The sequence below is a fragment of the Streptomyces sp. NPDC049541 genome (assembly GCF_044465725.1).
Classification (GTDB): Bacteria; Actinomycetota; Actinomycetes; order Streptomycetales; family Streptomycetaceae; genus Streptomyces.
The window spans coordinates 98,252-114,534 of record NZ_JBITLY010000005.1 but is presented as its reverse complement, the minus strand read 5'-3'; the positions used below and the strand labels follow the sequence as shown (position 1 = coordinate 114,534).

The 16,283-nt window shown below is 72.3% G+C and carries 18 protein-coding genes; 5 read left to right on the top strand and 13 right to left on the bottom strand.

Features of this window, described 5'->3' with window-relative positions:
* Positions 1–142 precede the first annotated feature (142 nt).
* Both ACIBW9_RS19875 and ACIBW9_RS19870 read right to left on the bottom strand, forming a co-directional pair.
* Positions 143–1,516: an endo-1,4-beta-xylanase gene (locus tag ACIBW9_RS19875; RefSeq protein WP_398956691.1), complete on the bottom strand. Its 1,374-nt coding sequence runs from the start codon at positions 1,514–1,516 to the stop codon at positions 143–145.
* Between the two features lie 111 nt (positions 1,517–1,627).
* Entirely contained in the window at positions 1,628–2,686 is a 1,059-nt protein-coding gene (locus ACIBW9_RS19870; protein ID WP_398956689.1) for a LacI family DNA-binding transcriptional regulator, read from the bottom strand.
* Positions 2,687–2,839: 153 nt separating this feature from the next.
* On the opposite strand from ACIBW9_RS19870, the gene ACIBW9_RS19865 reads away from it, so the two are divergent.
* From ACIBW9_RS19865 to ACIBW9_RS19850, 4 genes are all read left to right on the top strand, one after another.
* Positions 2,840–5,143, top strand: coding sequence for a glycoside hydrolase family 3 N-terminal domain-containing protein (locus ACIBW9_RS19865; RefSeq protein ID WP_398956687.1), 2,304 nt, complete (start codon positions 2,840–2,842; stop codon positions 5,141–5,143).
* A 28-nt stretch (positions 5,144–5,171) separates the two neighbouring features.
* The gene (locus ACIBW9_RS19860) at positions 5,172–5,678 is read left to right on the top strand and encodes a hypothetical protein (protein WP_398956684.1); all 507 of its coding nucleotides are present in this window, start codon (positions 5,172–5,174) and stop codon (positions 5,676–5,678) included.
* A 103-nt stretch (positions 5,679–5,781) separates the two neighbouring features.
* Positions 5,782–5,982: a DUF4253 domain-containing protein gene (locus ACIBW9_RS19855; protein WP_398956682.1), complete on the top strand. Its 201-nt coding sequence runs from the start codon at positions 5,782–5,784 to the stop codon at positions 5,980–5,982.
* A 112-nt stretch (positions 5,983–6,094) separates the two neighbouring features.
* Positions 6,095–6,580: a hypothetical protein gene (locus tag ACIBW9_RS19850; RefSeq protein WP_398956680.1), complete on the top strand. Its 486-nt coding sequence runs from the start codon at positions 6,095–6,097 to the stop codon at positions 6,578–6,580.
* 10 nt (positions 6,581–6,590) lie between these two features.
* On the opposite strand, the gene ACIBW9_RS19845 is transcribed toward ACIBW9_RS19850, so the two are convergent.
* The 4 genes from ACIBW9_RS19845 to tsaB are packed head-to-tail and all read right to left on the bottom strand — an operon-like array spanning position 6,591 to position 9,109.
* Positions 6,591–6,848 carry a hypothetical protein gene (locus ACIBW9_RS19845; RefSeq protein WP_398956678.1) on the bottom strand — a complete coding sequence of 86 codons (258 nt, stop codon included), beginning with the start codon at positions 6,846–6,848 and terminating at the stop codon, positions 6,591–6,593.
* Positions 6,845–7,930 (bottom strand): tRNA (adenosine(37)-N6)-threonylcarbamoyltransferase complex transferase subunit TsaD, encoded by a 1,086-nt coding sequence (gene tsaD / locus ACIBW9_RS19840; protein WP_398956676.1) that lies wholly within the window; start codon positions 7,928–7,930, stop codon positions 6,845–6,847. Before tsaD ends, ACIBW9_RS19845 begins: the two co-directional genes overlap by 4 nt.
* Complete coding sequence (gene rimI / locus ACIBW9_RS19835) at positions 7,923–8,456, bottom strand: ribosomal protein S18-alanine N-acetyltransferase (protein WP_398956674.1); 534 nt, start codon at positions 8,454–8,456, stop codon at positions 7,923–7,925. The genes tsaD and rimI overlap by 8 nt, the downstream gene beginning before the upstream one ends.
* Positions 8,453–9,109, bottom strand: coding sequence for a tRNA (adenosine(37)-N6)-threonylcarbamoyltransferase complex dimerization subunit type 1 TsaB (gene tsaB / locus ACIBW9_RS19830; protein ID WP_398956672.1), 657 nt, complete (start codon positions 9,107–9,109; stop codon positions 8,453–8,455). The genes rimI and tsaB overlap by 4 nt, the downstream gene beginning before the upstream one ends.
* A gap of 206 nt (positions 9,110–9,315) precedes the next feature.
* Between tsaB and ACIBW9_RS19825 the strand changes: the two genes are divergently transcribed.
* Positions 9,316–9,870, top strand: coding sequence for a hypothetical protein (locus ACIBW9_RS19825; protein ID WP_398956670.1), 555 nt, complete (start codon positions 9,316–9,318; stop codon positions 9,868–9,870).
* On the opposite strand, the gene ACIBW9_RS19820 is transcribed toward ACIBW9_RS19825, so the two are convergent.
* The 7 genes from ACIBW9_RS19820 to ACIBW9_RS19790 all read right to left on the bottom strand — a co-directional run bounded on the left by ACIBW9_RS19820 (position 9,867) and on the right by ACIBW9_RS19790 (position 16,121).
* The gene (locus ACIBW9_RS19820) at positions 9,867–10,031 is read right to left on the bottom strand and encodes a hypothetical protein (protein ID WP_398956668.1); all 165 of its coding nucleotides are present in this window, start codon (positions 10,029–10,031) and stop codon (positions 9,867–9,869) included. The two genes, ACIBW9_RS19825 and ACIBW9_RS19820, sit on opposite strands and share 4 nt — an antisense overlap.
* A 150-nt stretch (positions 10,032–10,181) precedes the next feature.
* The gene (tsaE, locus tag ACIBW9_RS19815) at positions 10,182–10,727 is read right to left on the bottom strand and encodes a tRNA (adenosine(37)-N6)-threonylcarbamoyltransferase complex ATPase subunit type 1 TsaE (RefSeq protein ID WP_398956666.1); all 546 of its coding nucleotides are present in this window, start codon (positions 10,725–10,727) and stop codon (positions 10,182–10,184) included.
* Entirely contained in the window at positions 10,693–11,934 is a 1,242-nt protein-coding gene (locus ACIBW9_RS19810) for an alpha/beta fold hydrolase (protein ID WP_398956664.1), read from the bottom strand. Before ACIBW9_RS19810 ends, tsaE begins: the two co-directional genes overlap by 35 nt.
* 122 nt (positions 11,935–12,056) lie before the next feature.
* Positions 12,057–13,277, bottom strand: coding sequence for an alanine racemase (gene alr, locus ACIBW9_RS19805; RefSeq protein WP_398956662.1), 1,221 nt, complete (start codon positions 13,275–13,277; stop codon positions 12,057–12,059).
* Positions 13,278–13,351: 74 nt separating this feature from the next.
* A complete protein-coding gene (locus tag ACIBW9_RS19800; RefSeq protein WP_398956660.1) occupies positions 13,352–14,170 on the bottom strand; it encodes a L,D-transpeptidase family protein in 819 nt (272 codons plus the stop codon).
* Positions 14,171–14,260: 90 nt separating this feature from the next.
* Positions 14,261–15,733, bottom strand: coding sequence for an NAD(P)H-hydrate dehydratase (locus tag ACIBW9_RS19795; RefSeq protein ID WP_398956658.1), 1,473 nt, complete (start codon positions 15,731–15,733; stop codon positions 14,261–14,263).
* Between the two features lie 16 nt (positions 15,734–15,749).
* Entirely contained in the window at positions 15,750–16,121 is a 372-nt protein-coding gene (locus tag ACIBW9_RS19790) for a holo-ACP synthase (protein WP_398956656.1), read from the bottom strand.
* Between the last annotated feature and the right edge of the window lie 162 nt (positions 16,122–16,283).

Below are 16,283 nucleotides of genomic sequence, written 5' to 3'. Positions count from 1 at the left end.
ATCTTCAGTACCTTCGACCGCCGGCCCCTCGGTCTGCCCGCGTCCGCGCTGTCATCGAGTCCCGTCACGGACAGGAACGTAAGTCCGAATTATTAGGGGATTGTTAGTGACGACGGCGTGAAACGGTTTTCTTCGGAAATTCTCACGCCCGGCCCAGCGTCACCTTCGGCGCCGGATTGCTGCCGCTCCAGGACCCGTTGAACCCGAAGCTCACCGAACCGCCGTCCGGCACCGAGCCGTTGTAGGAGGCGTTCGTGCAGGTGACCGCCGCACCGGACTGACTGCAGGTGGCGTTCCAGGCCTGGGTGATCTGCTGGCCCGCGCCGAACGTCCAGTTCGCCTTCCAGGACGACAGCGAGGCGCCCGAGCAGGCGATCGTCACCTGGCCGGTGAACCCGGTGTTCCACTGGCTGGTCACGCTGTACGTCGCCGTGCAGGCACCGCTGGGCGGCGGTGTCGTCGTACCGCCGAGGGCCTCCCCGATCGCGCGGTACGCCGGTTTCGGCGCGTAGTTCTCGTCGTACGGCGTCGCCGCCCCGTACCCCGGGAACGTGCTCGGCACCCAGGAGTCGGAGTCGGTGAAGCCCCAGACGGTGACGCCCGCGCACCGGGTGACAGCCACGCAGGCGCTGAACACCGACTTGTAGTCGGCGGCCTGCTGCGCCAGCTTCGCGCTGTCCGCCGGCAGTGCCATGCGCACGTCCAGCTCGGTGATCGACACGTCGACGCCGAGGTCGGCGAAGCGCTGGATGTTCTGCTGCAGGGACGAGGGCACCTGACCGAGGATCAGATGCGCCTGCAGGCCCACGCCGTCGATCGGGACACCGCGGCTCCTGAGGTCCTTCACCAGGTTGTACAGGGCGGTCGACTTCGCGTTGACCCCCTCGACGTTGTAGTCGTTGATGTACAGCTTGGCGGCCGGGTCGGCGGTGTGTGCCCAGGTCAGGGCGTTGGCGATGTAGTCGGCGCCGAGGGTGTCGTACCAGAGGTCCGAGCGGTAGGTGCCGTCCTCGTTGAAGGGTTCGTTGACCACGTCCCAGGCGGTGATCTTGCCCTTGTAGCGGCCGACCTCGGTGGAGATGTGGTTCTGCAGGAGGCTGCTGAGCTGGGCCGCCGTCCAGTTGCCGTTGGTCAGCCAGCTCGGGTTCTGGTTGTGCCAGACCAGGGTGTGGCCGCGCACCTGCTGGTTGTGGGCCTGCGCGAAGGCGACGATCCGGTCGGCCTCCGCCCAGTCGAAACTGCCCCGGTTCGGCTCGACCGAGCCCCATTTCATGGCGTTTCCGGGGGTCAGCGAGTTGAACTGCGCGCCGGCGAGGTCGCCGTACGTCCCGGTGAGCTTGGAGCCGGTCACCGCCGTGCCGATGACCTTGCCCTGGGCGGCGGCGAGGTCGCGCAGCGGGGTGTCGGCGGCGTGCGCCGCGGGCGCCGTGAACAGCAGCGCGGCGCCGGTGGCGAGAGCCGCCAGGAATGAGCCTGTTCTCAGAGAAGTGCTCGGAGATGTACTCAGAGATCTCATCGCGGGTGCCTCCGAAAGTTTCGGCCGTGCAACCGATTGGCTTCGGAGGAGTGTCGTGGCGGCCGTACCACCCGTCAATACGTCACCTTCCGGCCACCCGTGGCGCGTGCGTCACGCCGGTGGCGGTGCCGTGCTGCTGCGCACCACCAGGCTGGTCGCCAGTTCCACCCGGGTCGCCACCGCCTGGTCCTCCCGCCCGAGATCGAGGACGAGCCTGGCCGCCGCCTCCGCCATCTCCGTCAGCGGCTGCCGTACGGAGGTCAGCGGCGGCCCGACCCAGCGCGCGACGGGCAGGTCGTCGAAGCCGACCACGCTCAGGTCCTCGGGGATGCGCAGGCCCAGTTCGCGCGCGGCCTCGTACAGACCGAGCGCCTGGAGGTCGTTGAGCGCGAAGACGGCGGTGGGCCGGTCCGGACGGCGCAGCAGCTCCAGGCCCTGCCGGTAGCCGGCCTCGTGGTGGAAGTCGCCGGTCGCGATCAGCGCCGGGTCGACCGGCAGGCCCGCGGTCTCCAGCGCGGCCCGGTAGCCGTCGACACGGGCGCGGCTGCACATCATGCGGGACGGTCCCGTGATGGCGCCGATGCGGGTGTGGCCGAGTTCGATCAGGTGCCGGGTGGCGGCGAGACCGCCCTGCCAGTTGGTCGCGCCGATCGAGGGGACGTCGACGCCGGGGTCGCCGGCCGGGTCCATCACCACGAACGGGATGGAGCGGCTGGTCAGCAGCGCCCGCTGGGACTCGTCGAGGCCGGACAGCACCAGGATCACCCCGTGCGGGCGGCGGGCGGCGACCTGGTCCGCCCAGGTCCGCCCGGGCGTCAGCCGCCCGGCGCTCTCGCTCAGCACCACGCTGAGGCCCGCGTCCCGGGCCACGTTCTCCACGCCGCGGATGACCTCCATCGCCCACGCGCTCTCCAGCTCGTGGAAGACCAGGTCGATCAGGGGCGAGCGGCTCGCCTCGGCTCGTCGGCGCCGGTAGCCGTGGGCGCGCAGCAGTGCCTCGACGCGGCCGCGGGTGGCCGGGGCCACGTCCGCGCGGCCGTTGAGGACCTTCGAAACAGTCGGCGCGGACACGCCGGCCTCGCGGGCGATCTCGGCGAGCGTCGCGGTCTGCGCCGACCGCCCCGCCGTCGGGCTTGTCGTCCGCGTTTCAACGGGCTCCGGGGGTGTCATGGCGGCGATCGTATCCCTGCGCGACCTCTTGACGAAGCCTCCGGAGGGCCCTAGGTTCCCGGAACATTCGATATACATAGCGAAACATTCGCCGCCAACAGCTTTCCAGCGTTCGTGAGAGGGCCACCCCCACTCGACCAGAGCAGGAGTTTCATGACCACCGCCCCCTGGCGTGACCCCGCCCTGCCCGCCGCCGTCCGCGTCGACGACCTCCTCTCCCGGATGACCCTCGAGGAGAAGACCGCCCAGCTGTACGGCGTGTGGGTGGGCGCCGCCACGGACGGCGACGGAGTCGCCCCCCTGCAGAGCGAGATGACCGCCGACTACGACTGGGACGAGCTGATCACCCACGGTCTGGGCCAGCTCACCCGCTCCTACGGCACCGCCCCCGTGGACCCGGCGCTGGGCGCGCAGGCACTGGCCCGCGCCCAGCGCCGTATCGCCGAGGCGGGCCGGTTCGGGATCCCGGCCGTGGCGCACGAGGAGTGTCTGGCCGGGTTCACGGCCTGGGGCGCCACCGCCTACCCCGTCCCGCTGGCCTGGGGCGCGAGCTTCGATCCGCCGCTGGTCGAGGAGATGGCCCGCGCCATCGGCGGCGACCTGCGCACGGCCGGCGTGCACCAGGGCCTCGCCCCGGTCCTGGACGTCGTACGGGACCCGCGCTGGGGCCGGGTCGAGGAGACGATCGGTGAGGACCCGTACCTGGTGGGCACGATCGGGGCGGCCTATGTGCGCGGTCTGGAGTCCGCCGGGATCGTCGCCACGCTCAAGCACTTCGCCGGGTACGCGTCCTCGGCGGGCGCCCGCAATCTGGCGCCCGTGCGGGCCGGCATCCGCGAGTTCGCGGACGTGACGCTGCCGCCGTTCGAGCTGGCGCTGCGCGAGGGCGGTGCCCGCTCGGTCATGGCGGCGTACACCGACACGGACGGCATCCCGGCCTCCGCGGACCCGTCCCTGCTGACCGGACTGCTGCGCGGGGAGTGGGGGTTCACCGGCACGGTGGTCGCGGACTACTTCGGCATCGGCTTCCTGGAGACCCTGCACCGGGTGGCGGGCTCCCCCGCCGAGGCGGCGCACGCGGCGCTGGCGGCCGGCATCGACGTGGAGCTGCCGACGCTCAAGTGCTACGGAAAGCCGCTGCTGGAGGCGGTACGGGCGGGCACCGTACCGGAGTCCCTGGTGGACCGCGCGGCCCGCCGGGTGCTGCTCCAGAAGTGCGAGCTGGGCCTCCTGGACGAGGACTGGGACCCCGAGCCCGCCACCGTGATCGACCTGGACTCGGCGGCGAACCGGGCCCTGGCCCGCCGTCTCGCCGAGGAGTCGGTGGTGCTCCTGGACAACCCGTCCGGGGTCCTTCCCCTGCCACCCGACACCCGTGTCGCGGTGGTCGGACCGCGTGCGGCCGACGCGCTGGCGATGCTCGGCTGCTACTCCTTCCCCTCCCACGTCCTCGCCCACCACCCCGACGTTCCCATGGGCGTGGAGATCCCCACCGTCCTTCAGGCGCTGCGGGCCGAACTCCCGGACGCCAAGGTGACGTTCGCGGAAGGCTGCGACACCTCGGACCCGGACCTGTCGGGGATCGAGGAGGCGGTGGCGCGGACCGCCGAGGCCGACGTGTGCGTGGCGGTCCTCGGCGACCGGGCGGGCCTGTTCGGCCGGGGCACCTCGGGCGAGGGCTGCGATGTGACCGACCTCCGGCTCCCGGGCGTACAGGGCGACTTGCTGGACGCGCTGGTCGCCACCGGGGTGCCCGTGGTCCTCGTGCTGCTCACCGGCCGCCCGTACGCCCTGGGCCGCTGGGACGGCCGGCTGGCCGCGGTGGTGCAGGCGTTCTTCCCCGGGGAGGAGGGTGGCCCGGCGGTGGCGGGAGTGCTGTCGGGACGCGTCAACCCCTCCGGCCGCCTCCCGGTGAGCGTCCCGCGGCTCCCCGGCGGCCAGCCGTGGACCTACCTCCAGCCCCCGCTGGGCCTCGCGGGCGAGGTCAGCAACCTCGACCCGACCCCGCTGTACCCCTTCGGCCACGGCCGCTCGTACACGACGTTCACCTGGGAGTCCGAGTCCGCCGGGGCGGAGATCGGCACGGACGGCTCGTACGACGTGACGGTCACCGTCCGCAACACGGGCGAGCGGGCGGGCGCGGAGGTCGTGCAGCTCTACCTCCACGACCCGGTGGCCTCGGTGACCCGCCCGGACGTACGCCTGATCGGCTATCGGCGGCTGGAGCTGGAGGCGGGCGAGTCGGCCCGGGTCACCTTTCATTTCCACTCCGACCTCTCGGCGTTCACCGACCGTTCGGGCCGCCGGGTGGTCGAGCCGGGCGCCCTCGAACTACGGTTGGCGGCGTCGAGCGCAGAGGTACGCCACACGGCACACCTCCAGCTCACCGGCCCGGTGCGAGTGCTCGGCACGGAGCGGCGGCTGCGCTGCGAGACGGAGGTGTCGGGGACCGGGTGACCCCGGGCCGAGGAACCCGGGGGATGCGATGGTCAGATACGTGCGCCACGAACTGGCGTCAGGTGCGGCGAAGGTGGCCGGGATCGTGGCCGGTACGGCGCTGGCGGTCGGCACGCGGCAGGGCCGGCAGTGGTCGGCCACCGACACGGAGAACGCGGCGATCGTGGCCGTCGCCTTCCTGGTCATCGCGGCACTCGTGCGCTCCACCCGTTTCGGCCACCGCAAGGACTTCGAGTCGGCGGGCCCGCTGCCGGACACCGGTCAGGCGTCCGGCAGCGAAGAGACCGCGGTGCGCTCGGGCTCCCTCTTCGTGCTGGCGGCCGGCCTCGTCTACGTCTGGTCCGACATCTGGGTCCTCGTTCTGCTGGTGGCGTCGGACTACCTGGCCAAGGGGGTGGTCGGCGGCCTGTGGCAACGCCGGCACGGCAAGCTGCTGTGGCGGGTGTCCGAGGAGGACGGGGAGCACCGGCTGGCGTACTCGCCCCTCAGCCCTCCCCCAGCGACTCGAACCGCCACCGATGCACCGCCCGCATGACCAACTCGCCGTCAAGCTCCGGTAGTTCGGGCAGCTGGGCGTCGGGGGCCGCCTCGTCGGCTTCGACCACGCGGACCTCTACCTGTCGGCCGCCGTCCCGCCGATGAACCTCCACGAGGCCCATGTCCTGGCCGCGGAGCACTATCCGGCCTGCCCCGACTGGTTCCACAACAACTTCGACGACTGGGAGGGGACCTACCCGGCGGAGTTCCTGACCTCCCGGCAGTGGCGCTTCTGGTGGGACGGAGACCGGGCGACCGGGCGAACCGCCCTTCACCAACCGCTCACACGTGTGGACGGCTGAAACAGGGGCGCTGGAACTACCGTGGGAAAACCGACCGGCGACCGCCGCGAGACGGGGGTCTCGGGGGAGGCGGAACCGGCGCTTCGGATTTGGGGGAACGATGGTCCGGTACGTGCATCACGAGTGGTGGGCCGCCTCGCTCGTCCTCGCCGGCATCGCCGGCGGCTGGGCGGCGGCGGTCGGCACGGACCAGAGCCCGCCGGTGCGGACCGGAGCCCTCGGCGTGCTGATCACCTTCGCGCTCGGCTTCCTCGTGGTGTCGACGCTGCTGCGGGCCTCCCGGCTCAAGTGGATCGGCCGGCTGCGGGAGTTCGAGGCGGCGGCGCTCGCGCCGGACACCGAAAAGCGTCCGCACCGCGCCGCCTTCTCACCCGGCATGACCGGACTGTTGCTGCTGTCGGCCCTGTGCGTGTTCGTCATCCGGGACACCGGAATCGTCGTGGTCCTGCTGGCCGTCGGCCTGGACTGGCTCGGCAAGGCGGTGGCAGCCACGGGCTGGGAGCACAGCACCGGCCGACGCCTGTGGCTGGCCCCCGCCCCCGGGGAACGGTGGCACATCTCGCACTCACCCGCCGGAGCGGCGCCCAGCCACGGCTGAACGGACGGAGTCAGTCCGCCGCCACCGTAGAAAACCGCCACCGGTGCACGGCACGGGACGTCAACTCCCCGTCCGGCTCGGGTAGTTCGGGCAGGTCGGCGTCGTACGGAGCATCCCACCAGGTGATGACGAGGACACGGTCCTCAGGGGCACGGAAGGTCTCACGGCGCAGCGGCCGGGCGGGCAGTTCCTGCGCCCGCGCCCAGGCGAGCAGCTCCTCGCCCCGGCCCTCGGCCGCCCGCGCCTCCCACATCAACGCGACCGTCACGAGTACAGGTTCTCCTTGCTGACCTCGTGCACATGGTCGTGCCCGGGTACGTGCGCCTCCGTCACCGGCAGCGAGGAGTCCGCGGACAGGTCCCAGTTCGACACCGCCCGGTTGCGGGCCACCAGCTCGGCGCCGAGCGCGGCCACCATCGCCCCGTTGTCGGTGCACAACTTCGGCCGCGGCACCCGCAGTTGGATGCCGGCCGCCTCGCAGCGCTCCTGCGCCAGCGCGCGCAGCCGGGAGTTGGCGGCCACCCCGCCGCCGATCATCAGATGCCCGACCCCCTCGTCCTTGCAGGCCCGTACGGCCTTGCGGGTCAGCACGTCGACGACCGCCTCCTGGAAGGAGGCCGCCACGTCTCGCACCGGCACCTCCTCACCCGCCGCCCGCTTGGCCTCGATCCAGCGGGCCACGGCGGTCTTCAGACCGGAGAAGGAGAAGTCGTACGCGGGGTCGCGAGGACCGGTCAGCCCGCGCGGGAACGCGATCGCCGAGGGGTCGCCCTCACGTGCGTAGCGATCGATGACCGGGCCGCCGGGGAAGCCGAGGTTCAGCACCCGGGCGATCTTGTCGAAGGCCTCGCCGGCCGCGTCGTCGATGGTCGCGCCCAGCGGACGTACGTCCGAGGTGATGTCCGTCGACAGCAGCAGCGAGCTGTGCCCGCCGGACACCAGCAGCGCCATCGTCGGCTCGGGCAGCGCGCCGTGCTCCAGCTGGTCCACGCAGATGTGGGAGGCGAGGTGGTTCACACCGTAGAGCGGCTTGCCCAGCGCGTACGCATACGCCTTCGCCGCCGACACGCCGACCAGCAGGGCACCGGCCAGGCCCGGACCGGCGGTGACCGCGATGCCGTCCAGGTCCCGCGCGCTCACCCCCGCCTCCCTCAGCGCGCGGTCGATGGTCGGCACCATCGCCTCCAGGTGCGCCCGGGAGGCGACCTCGGGCACGACGCCGCCGAAGCGGGCGTGCTCGTCGACGCTGGAGGCGACGGCGTCGGCCAGCAGGGTGGTGCCCCGGACGATGCCGACGCCGGTCTCGTCGCAGGAGGTCTCGATTCCCAGGACCAGGGGTTCGTCAGCCATGGATCTCGGTTTCTCGTTCGGAAGTCGGTCCCGCGGCGGGGCCGCTGTCGGATTGCGTGGTCAGCCGCATCACCAGGGCGTCCACATTGCCGGGCTGGTAGTAGCCGCGCCGGAAGCCGATGGCCTCGAAGCCGAAGCGCTCGTAGAGCTTCTGGGCGCGGATGTTGTCGATGCGGCACTCCAGCATCACTTCGGCGCACTCGAAGGCGGTGGCGGCCCGCAGCAGCTCGGCGAGGAGCCGTCCACCGAGGCCGGTGCCCCACTGGTCGCGGGCGACGGCGATCGTCTGGATGTCGGCGAGGTCTCCGGAGGCGGCGAGCCCCGCGTAGCCGACGACCCGTCCCTCGCCGTCCTCGGCGACGACATAGCGGCGGGTCGCCTCGGGGCCGCGGGCGTGGGCGAGTTCCGACCAGAACATGCCGCGGGACCAGGCGTCCTCGGGAAAGAGGTCCTTCTCCAGTTCGAGCACGCGGTCGATGTCCCACCAGCGCATCTCGCGCAGTCGAGAGGTCACGGGTTCGGTCACTTGGGGGTGACCACCTTGTAGTTCTTGGGGACCTGGGCGTCCGGGCGGCGCAGGTACAGCGGGCGGGCCTCGGGCAGTTCCTCTCCCTCGGCCAGCCGCTCGGCGGCCAGACGCGCGAGTGCGGCGGCCGACACGTGCTCCGGTTCGTGCACGTTCGGGAAGGTGTCCGGGTACAGCAGCGCGCCCGCGCCGACGGCGGGCAGCCCCGCCACCTGTTCGGCGATGTCGGCGGGCCGGTCCACGGCGGGGTCGGTCAGCCGGGTCCGGGAGTCCGCGTAGCGCGCCCAGTAGACCTCCTTGCGCCGGGCGTCGGTCGCCACCACGAAGGGGCCCTCGTCGATGTCGGCCGCGTACGCCAGACCGTCCAGCGTGCACACGCCGTGCACGGGGACACCGAGCGCGAGCCCGAAGGTGTCCGCGGTCATCAGACCGACGCGCAGCCCGGTGTAGGGGCCGGGCCCGATGCCGACGACGATGCCGGTGACGGCGTCGAGCCCGATCCCGGCCTCGGCGAGCACCCGGTCGACGGCCGGCAGCAGCAGCTCACCGTGCCGGCGGGCGTCCACCTGACTCGAGGAGGCGATGACGTCCGTGCCGTCGTGCAGGGCGACGGTCACGGCTGGGGTTGCGGTATCCAGAGCGAGCAAGAGCACGCAAACAGCCTACGGCTCCCAGGGCCCGGGTCGGACGCCCAGTCGTCCGCCCGGAGGGGCGCGAGGGCGTGCCGGGCGTGGCGGTGCGGGCAGGGCGTACGACACGGGCCTCCACCTCGGGCATCGCCGTCCCGGTCAGGCGTGTACGGGCTGCTACGGTCGCCGCAAAGCATGACGTTCGAGGCGAAATGGGGCAGGTGACGACCGTGGCGAGGAGCAGCTCCGGATTCGTGTTCGGGCTCACCGTGGCCGCCCTGGCCACCGTCGGCTTCCTCGGCTACCGGGCCTCCGTGACCGCGCCGGCCGGCTTCGGCAAGCCGCAGGCGAGCGCCTCACCCGCCGCGGCCGTCCCGGGAGCGCCCGGTGCCCAGCGCAAACCCGGCCTGCCGCCCGCCGCGTCCGGCGCCGGGGAACGCGTGGTCTACTCGGTGGGCTCCGACCGGGTCTGGCTGGTCGACGCGCGCAACCAGGTCCTGCGCAGCTTCACGGTCGCTCCGGGCAATGTCGACCCGGCGCCCGGCGTCTACGGGGTGACCTCCCGCTCGAACTCCGCGATCGGCACCGACGGCACCGCCATCGAGCACGTCGTGCGCTTCACCAGCGTGGAGGGCGTCCCCGTCGGCTTCAGCGCGGCGGTCAGAACCTCGCCTGCGGCACCCGACCCGACGGTGCGCACGGGCGGGATCCGCGAGTCCCGCAAGGATGGCGCCGCCCTGTGGGAGTTCGCCACGATCGGCGCGCAGATCGCCGTGATCCCCTAGGCGGCGTGCTCGTGCCGGGCCGGTGGCCGGGACACCTCGGGATCCGGCAGCCGCGGCGGGGTCGAGACCGCGTTCGCGGCGGCACACGACGCCAGCAGTTCGCGCATGGATACCGCGGACTCCACATGCGGCAGCGTCTCGTCTCGTTCGGTGACCGGCATGGACGCCTCCTGAGGACCCGGGGGCGGGCGTAGTTAGGTAGACCTAACTACGAACTGGATACCATGTGACCACGCACAAGACACCGAATGCAATATCTTGCCGACGTCTTGTCGGAACGTTCACGGAATGGTGGGCCGGTCGTACGGCCGTCAGGCGGACAGCACGCTCAGGTCCACCGCCGACCACCGCCCGCCGAGCCCGGTCAGCGTCACGTGACGCACCTCGTCCGTGGTGTCACCAACGGCCCGGTGGATGACGACGTGCAGCCGGTCCTCGGTCAGCTCCTCGACCTTGCCCTCGCCCCACTCCACGACGATCACCGACTCGGGCAGCGAGACGTCCAGGTCGAGGTCCTCCATCTCGTCGAGCCCGCCGCCCAGGCGGTAGGCGTCGACGTGCACCAGCGGCGGACCGTCGCCCAGCGACGGATGCACTCGGGCGATCACGAAGGTCGGCGAGGTGACCGCGCCCCGCACGCCGAGCCCTTCGCCCAGCCCGCGGGTGAGCGTCGTCTTGCCCGCGCCGAGCTCCCCGTTGAGCATCACGAGGTCGCCGGCGCGCAGCAGCTTGGCGACGCGGCGGCCCAGGTCCCGCATCTGCTCGGGGGCCGTGACGGTGATCTCCACAGAAGGCAGGGGGGAGGACACAAAGGCCTCGGTCTCAGCCGGGTTGTGCGGTGCTGCTGGTGCTTCCATAGCCACCCACGGTAGCTCCTGCCGGCACGGCACCCGCACGGGTGAGCAGGTCGGCCAGCCGGTCGGTGACCACCTCCGGGTGCTCCAGCATCACCAGGTGCCCGGCGTCCGGGACCAGCACCAGTTCGGCGTCCGGCAGCAGGTCGGCGATCGCCTCGCTGTGCTCGCTGGGCGTGACGAGGTCGCCGATCCCGGCCAGCACCAGCACCGGCAGGTCAGCGAAGTGCACCAGCGCCTCGGTCTTGTCGTGCTCCGTGAACGCCGGGTAGAACTCGGCGACCACGTCGATCGGCGTGCCCTCGATCATCCGCTCGGCGAACCGCGCGACGGCCGGGTCGACGTCCCGCGAGGCGAACGAGTACCGCTTGATGATCCCGGCGAACAGATCGGCGGTCGCCCGCCGCCCCTTCTCCACCAGCGCGGCCTGCTGCCCGAGCGCCTTCAGCACGCCGGGCAGCACCCGCCGTACGGCATTCACGCCCGCGACCGGCAGCCCGAAGTTGACCTCGCCGAGCCGCCCGGACGACGTACCGACGAAGGCGACGGCGACCACCCGCTCGCGGATCAGCTCGGGATACTGGTCGGCCAGCGCCATCACGGTCATGCCGCCCATGGAGTGCCCGACGAGCACGATGGGCCCGTCCGGCGCGGCGGCGTCGATGACGGCCTTCAGGTCGCGGCCCAGCTGGTCGATGCTGACCGGCACGCCGTCCTGCACCTGCTGCACACCGCGCCCGGAACGCCCGTGGCTGCGCTGGTCCCAGTGCACGGTCCGTACGACACCGCGCAGGGCCGCCCGCTGGAAGTGCCAGGAGTCCTGGTTGAGGCAGTAGCCGTGGCTGAAGACGACGGTGACGGGAGCGGGCGCCTTGCGGCCGAACAGCCGGCGGCGGCGCGGGCCGAGCGCGGGCACGGCGTCAGGGTCGACGTCGTCGACCTCGTAGTACAGCTCGGTGCCGTCGTCGGCCGTGGCCTTGCCGGGCGTGCCGCGCAGTGCCCCGTACGGTCCGGTCGAGTCGAGCGCGAGCCGCGCCTTCCTCCGCATCCCGCGGCCGACGGTGAGCCGCTCTATGGCGACGCCGGCCGCCGCGCCCGCGGCGACCACGCCTATCGCGGCGCCCGCGATGCCGGTCGCCCTGCGCCAGCTACCGGCCGCCCCCGTGGCGGAGGCGACGGCTGCGACGGCCTCCGCAGTGCTCTCGCTCACGTACCGCTCCTCTTCGCCGGGTCATTACTGCTGTTCGCTGGGTCGGGTGATGCAGGTGTTGCTTGCGTTACTCGTGTTGCCTGTTGATACCGCTGTTGATCGACTGCCCGATGTTGCACGCATTACGGGTGCTGCACTTCTGCCGGTCCGTGCGCTGTCGGGCCTTTGTGCGGTGACCCGCTTTGTTCTTCATTCACGTAGACGCGTGGAACGCGCGTTCCGATCCGCGTGACGATCTCGTACGCGATGGTGCCCGCGGCCTGCGCCCAGTCCTCGGCGGTGGGCTCGCCGCGGTCGCCTGGCCCGAACAGCACCGCTTCGGTGCCGACCTCGGGCTCGTCCCCGCCGAGATCGACGACGAACTGGTCCATGGCGACCCGCCCGGCGACGGTCCGCCACTTGCCGCCGACCAGCACCGGGCCGGTCCCGGAGGCGTGCCGCGGGACGCCGTCGGCGTACCCGACGGGCACGAGTCCGAGGGTCGTCGCGCCGGGGGTGACGTAGTGATGCCCGTAACTGACGCCGTGACCCCCCGGGACGTGCTTCACGAGCGCGACGGAGGCCGACAGTGTCATCACCGGACGCAGCCCGAAGTCGGCGGGGCTGCCCAGCTCGGGGCTCGGGGAGATGCCGTAGAGGGCGATCCCGGTCCGTACGAGGTCGAAGTGGGCCTCGGGGAGGGTGAGCGTGGCGGGCGAGTTGGCGATGTGCCGCACCTCGGGGCGTACGCCCTGGTCCTCGGCGTACGCGAGCATCTCGCGGAAGCGGGTGAGCTGGAGGTCGATGGAGGGGTGGCCGGGTTCGTCGGCGCAGGCGAAGTGCGACCAGAGCCCGGTGATGCGGACGAGCCCTTCGGCCTCGGCGCGCAGGGCGGCCGCGACCAGCTCGGCCCAGTCCTGCCCCGGCTGACAGCCGCCCCGCCCCAGCCCGGTGTCGGCCTTGAGCTGTACGCGCGCGGGGATGCCCGCCGCCCGGGCGGCCTCGGTGACCTCGTCCAGGGCCCACAGCCCGCTCACCGACACGTCGATGTCGGCCTCGACGGCCTCCCGCCAGGGCCCGCCCGGCGTCCACAGCCAGCACATGATCCGTCCGGGCAGCCCGGCGGCCCGCAGTGCGAGCGCCTCCTCGGGCGTGGCGGTCCCCAGCCATGCGGCTCCCGCCTGCACGGCGGCCCGGGCGCACGGCACGGCCCCGTGGCCGTACGCGTCGGACTTGACCACGGCCATGAGGGCAGCGCCCGGCGCGAGGGCGCGCAGGGTCCGCACGTTGGCGCGCAGGGCGGCCAGGTCGATCTCGGCGCGGGCGCGCAGGGGCGCGGTCGGGGCAGCTGCTGTCTCAGTCATGGCGCCCCCAGTGTCTCAGAGGGGTCGGACACCCCCGAGGCACCGGCCCCCGTCCAGGCACTCCGTCCATGCGCCTACTTCCCGGGCCGGTGTCCCCACACATACACACGGTCGCCCTTCTTCAGCACCCGCCAGAGCTTCCGGGCGTCGCCCAGCCGCAGATTGATGCACCCCCAGGAGCCGAGGGTGGTGTAGATGCTGTCGTGGACGCCGTGGAAGGCCTGCCCGCCGCTGAAGAACTGGGCATAGGGCATGGGCGCGTCGTACAGCGTCGACCAGTGGTTCTTGTGCTTCCAGTAGATCTTGTGCCACCCGGTCCGGGTGGCGTGCCCGACCCGGCCGCTGCGCATCGGGACGGGCCCGTAGACCACCTTGGTGCCCTTCTGCACCCAGGTCACCTGCCGGTCGAGATCGACACACGCGACCCGGCGCTTGCGTACGGGGCACTTGTGCTTCGCGTTCGGATTCTCCCTGGCGGAGACGAGCTGCATGGTGGCCCAGGTGGCGGGCCCGGCGTACCCGATCGCGGGCTTGATCCCGTGCTGCTCCTGAAAGTCCCGGATGACCTTGCAGTCGGCGGCCGACTGCTTCCCGTCCGCCTTCAGCTTCAGCCACTTCTCGACCGCCCGCTGATGGGGCCCGGTCCTCCGGCTGCACTTCACCTTCCCGGCGGTGTCCTGGTGCGGCACGACCTCGACGACGTCCCCGTCCTCGACGGCATCCTCGTCGTCGGCGGTCCGGTGAACCGAGCTCGACCTGGGATCCGGAGGCGAGGGCGCGGCGGAGGCCGAAAGGGCGCCGACCGGGAGGACCGTGACGGCGGCGAGCACGACCGCGACACCCTGGCAGCCGATATACGCAAAATGTCTATTGATCACGTGTCTATTGATCATGCAATCAGAGAAACGCGCAGGGCCGACAGGCCGGGAGCGGCGCGCGGCCGGTTCACCCTTTCCGACGAGCGCCGCACTGGCATGACCAGGTCACTCCCGCACGTCCCGCCACGCCCCCGGAATGGCCTCGGCGACATCATGCGCGCCCGCCGGTGCACCGTCGGCGGCGAACCGCCCGGCCAGCCCGTGCAGATACGCCGCCGCGCTGCCCGCGTCCAGCGCGGAGAGCCCGGACGCCAGCAGCGATCCCGCGAGCCCCGACAGCACATCGCCGCTGCCCGCGGTGGCGAGCCACGGCGTCCCGGTCGCATTGACCCGCACGACCCCGCCGCCCGCGTCGGCGACGAGCGTGGTGGACCCCTTGAGCAGCACGGTCGCCCCGTACCGCAAGGCGAGTTCGCGCGCCGAGGCCAGCCGCGCCCCCTCGACCTCCTCCCGCGCCACACCGAGCAGCGCGGCGGCCTCCCCTGCGTGCGGGGTCATCAGCGTCGGGGCGCTACGGGCCCGTACGGCATCCCGTTCGGCAAGCCGCAGCCCGTCCGCGTCGATAAGCACGGGCACGTCCGCTTCCAGCACCTCGGCCACGGTCGCGGCGTCGTCCCCCGCGCCGGGCCCGACCACCCAGGCCTGCACCCGTCCGGCCTTCGCGGGCCCCTGATCCGATACGAGGGTCTCCGGGAACCGCGAGACGACGGCGTCCCCGGCGGGCCCGACGTACCGCACGGCTCCCGCACCACCCCTCAGCGCCCCGGACACGGCGAGGACGGCGGCCCCCGGATAGCGCGCGGACCCGGCGGCGATCCCGACCACCCCCCGCCGGTACTTGTCGCTCTCGGCACCCGGTACGGGCAGCAGCGCGGCGACGTCGGCGTGCTGCAGGGCCTCCAACTCGGGCTCTTCGGGGAGTGCGCCCCCCAGTCCGATGTCGACGAGCCGCACCGACCCGGCGTACTCCCGCGCGGGATCGATCAGCAGCCCGGGCTTGTGCGTCCCGAACGTGACGGTGAGATCGGCGCGAATGGCGGCACCGCGCACCTCCCCCGTATCAGCATCGACACCACTGGGCAGATCGACGGCCACGACGGCGGCACCGGACTCTTCGACACACGCGGCCAACTGCGCGGCCTCGGGCCGAAGTCCACCCGTCCCCCCGATCCCGACGATCCCGTCGACGACGAGATCGGCCCGGAGAATCGCCTCCTCGACGGCACCGACCCCGGCGGAGGCGGCAGCCCCGGCGCCCGCCCCGCTGCCTACGATCCGCCCTCCGGCGCGCAGCAGGGCGGCAAGTCCCCCGGGATGGGCCCGCTCGGGCGCCAACAGCACGGCCGCAACGGCGGCCCCCCGCCGGGCGAGCCGTGCCCCGGCATACAGCGCGTCGCCCCCGTTGTCGCCGCTCCCGACGAGCAGCACGACCCGGCTGGCGTACACCCGCCCGATGAGATCGGCGCAGGCAGCCGCAAGCCCCGCGGCCGCCCGCTGCATCAACGCCCCCTCGGGAAGCCGCGCCATGAGCTCCCGCTCCGCTGCCCTTACCGTCTCCACGCTGTACGCAGTCCGCATGGGGTCGAGTCTGCCCTCAGCCCTCGGCGATCACCACCGCCGAGGCCACGCCCGCGTCATGGCTGAGCGACACATGCCAGGACCGCACCCCCAGCTCGGCTGCCCGCGCCGCCACGGTCCCCTTCACCCGCAGCCGCGGCTGCCCGCTGTCCTCGACGACGACCTCGGCATCCGTCCAGAGCAGCCCGGCCGGCGCGCCGAGAGCCTTGGCCAGGGCCTCCTTCGCAGCAAAGCGGGCGGCAAGCGAGGCAACGCCCCGACGCTCCCCGCTGGGCAGCAGCAACTCCCTCTCCAGGAACAGCCGTTCCGCCATCCCGGGCGTCCGCTTGAGCGACGCCTCGAACCGCTCGATCTCGGCCACGTCGATACCGACCCCGATGATGCTCATTCGGGCACTCTATTCCGGGGCGGCCGCCGCGCCCTCGCTGAGCAGGCCCTCGGCTCGCTCGACCGTTCCGGCCCGGCCGAGCCAGTCGTCGAGGCGAGCGAGGTCCGCCATGACGAACGTGCGTTGCGCGACCTTCCAAACCGGAACCTTCACTATCTTCAT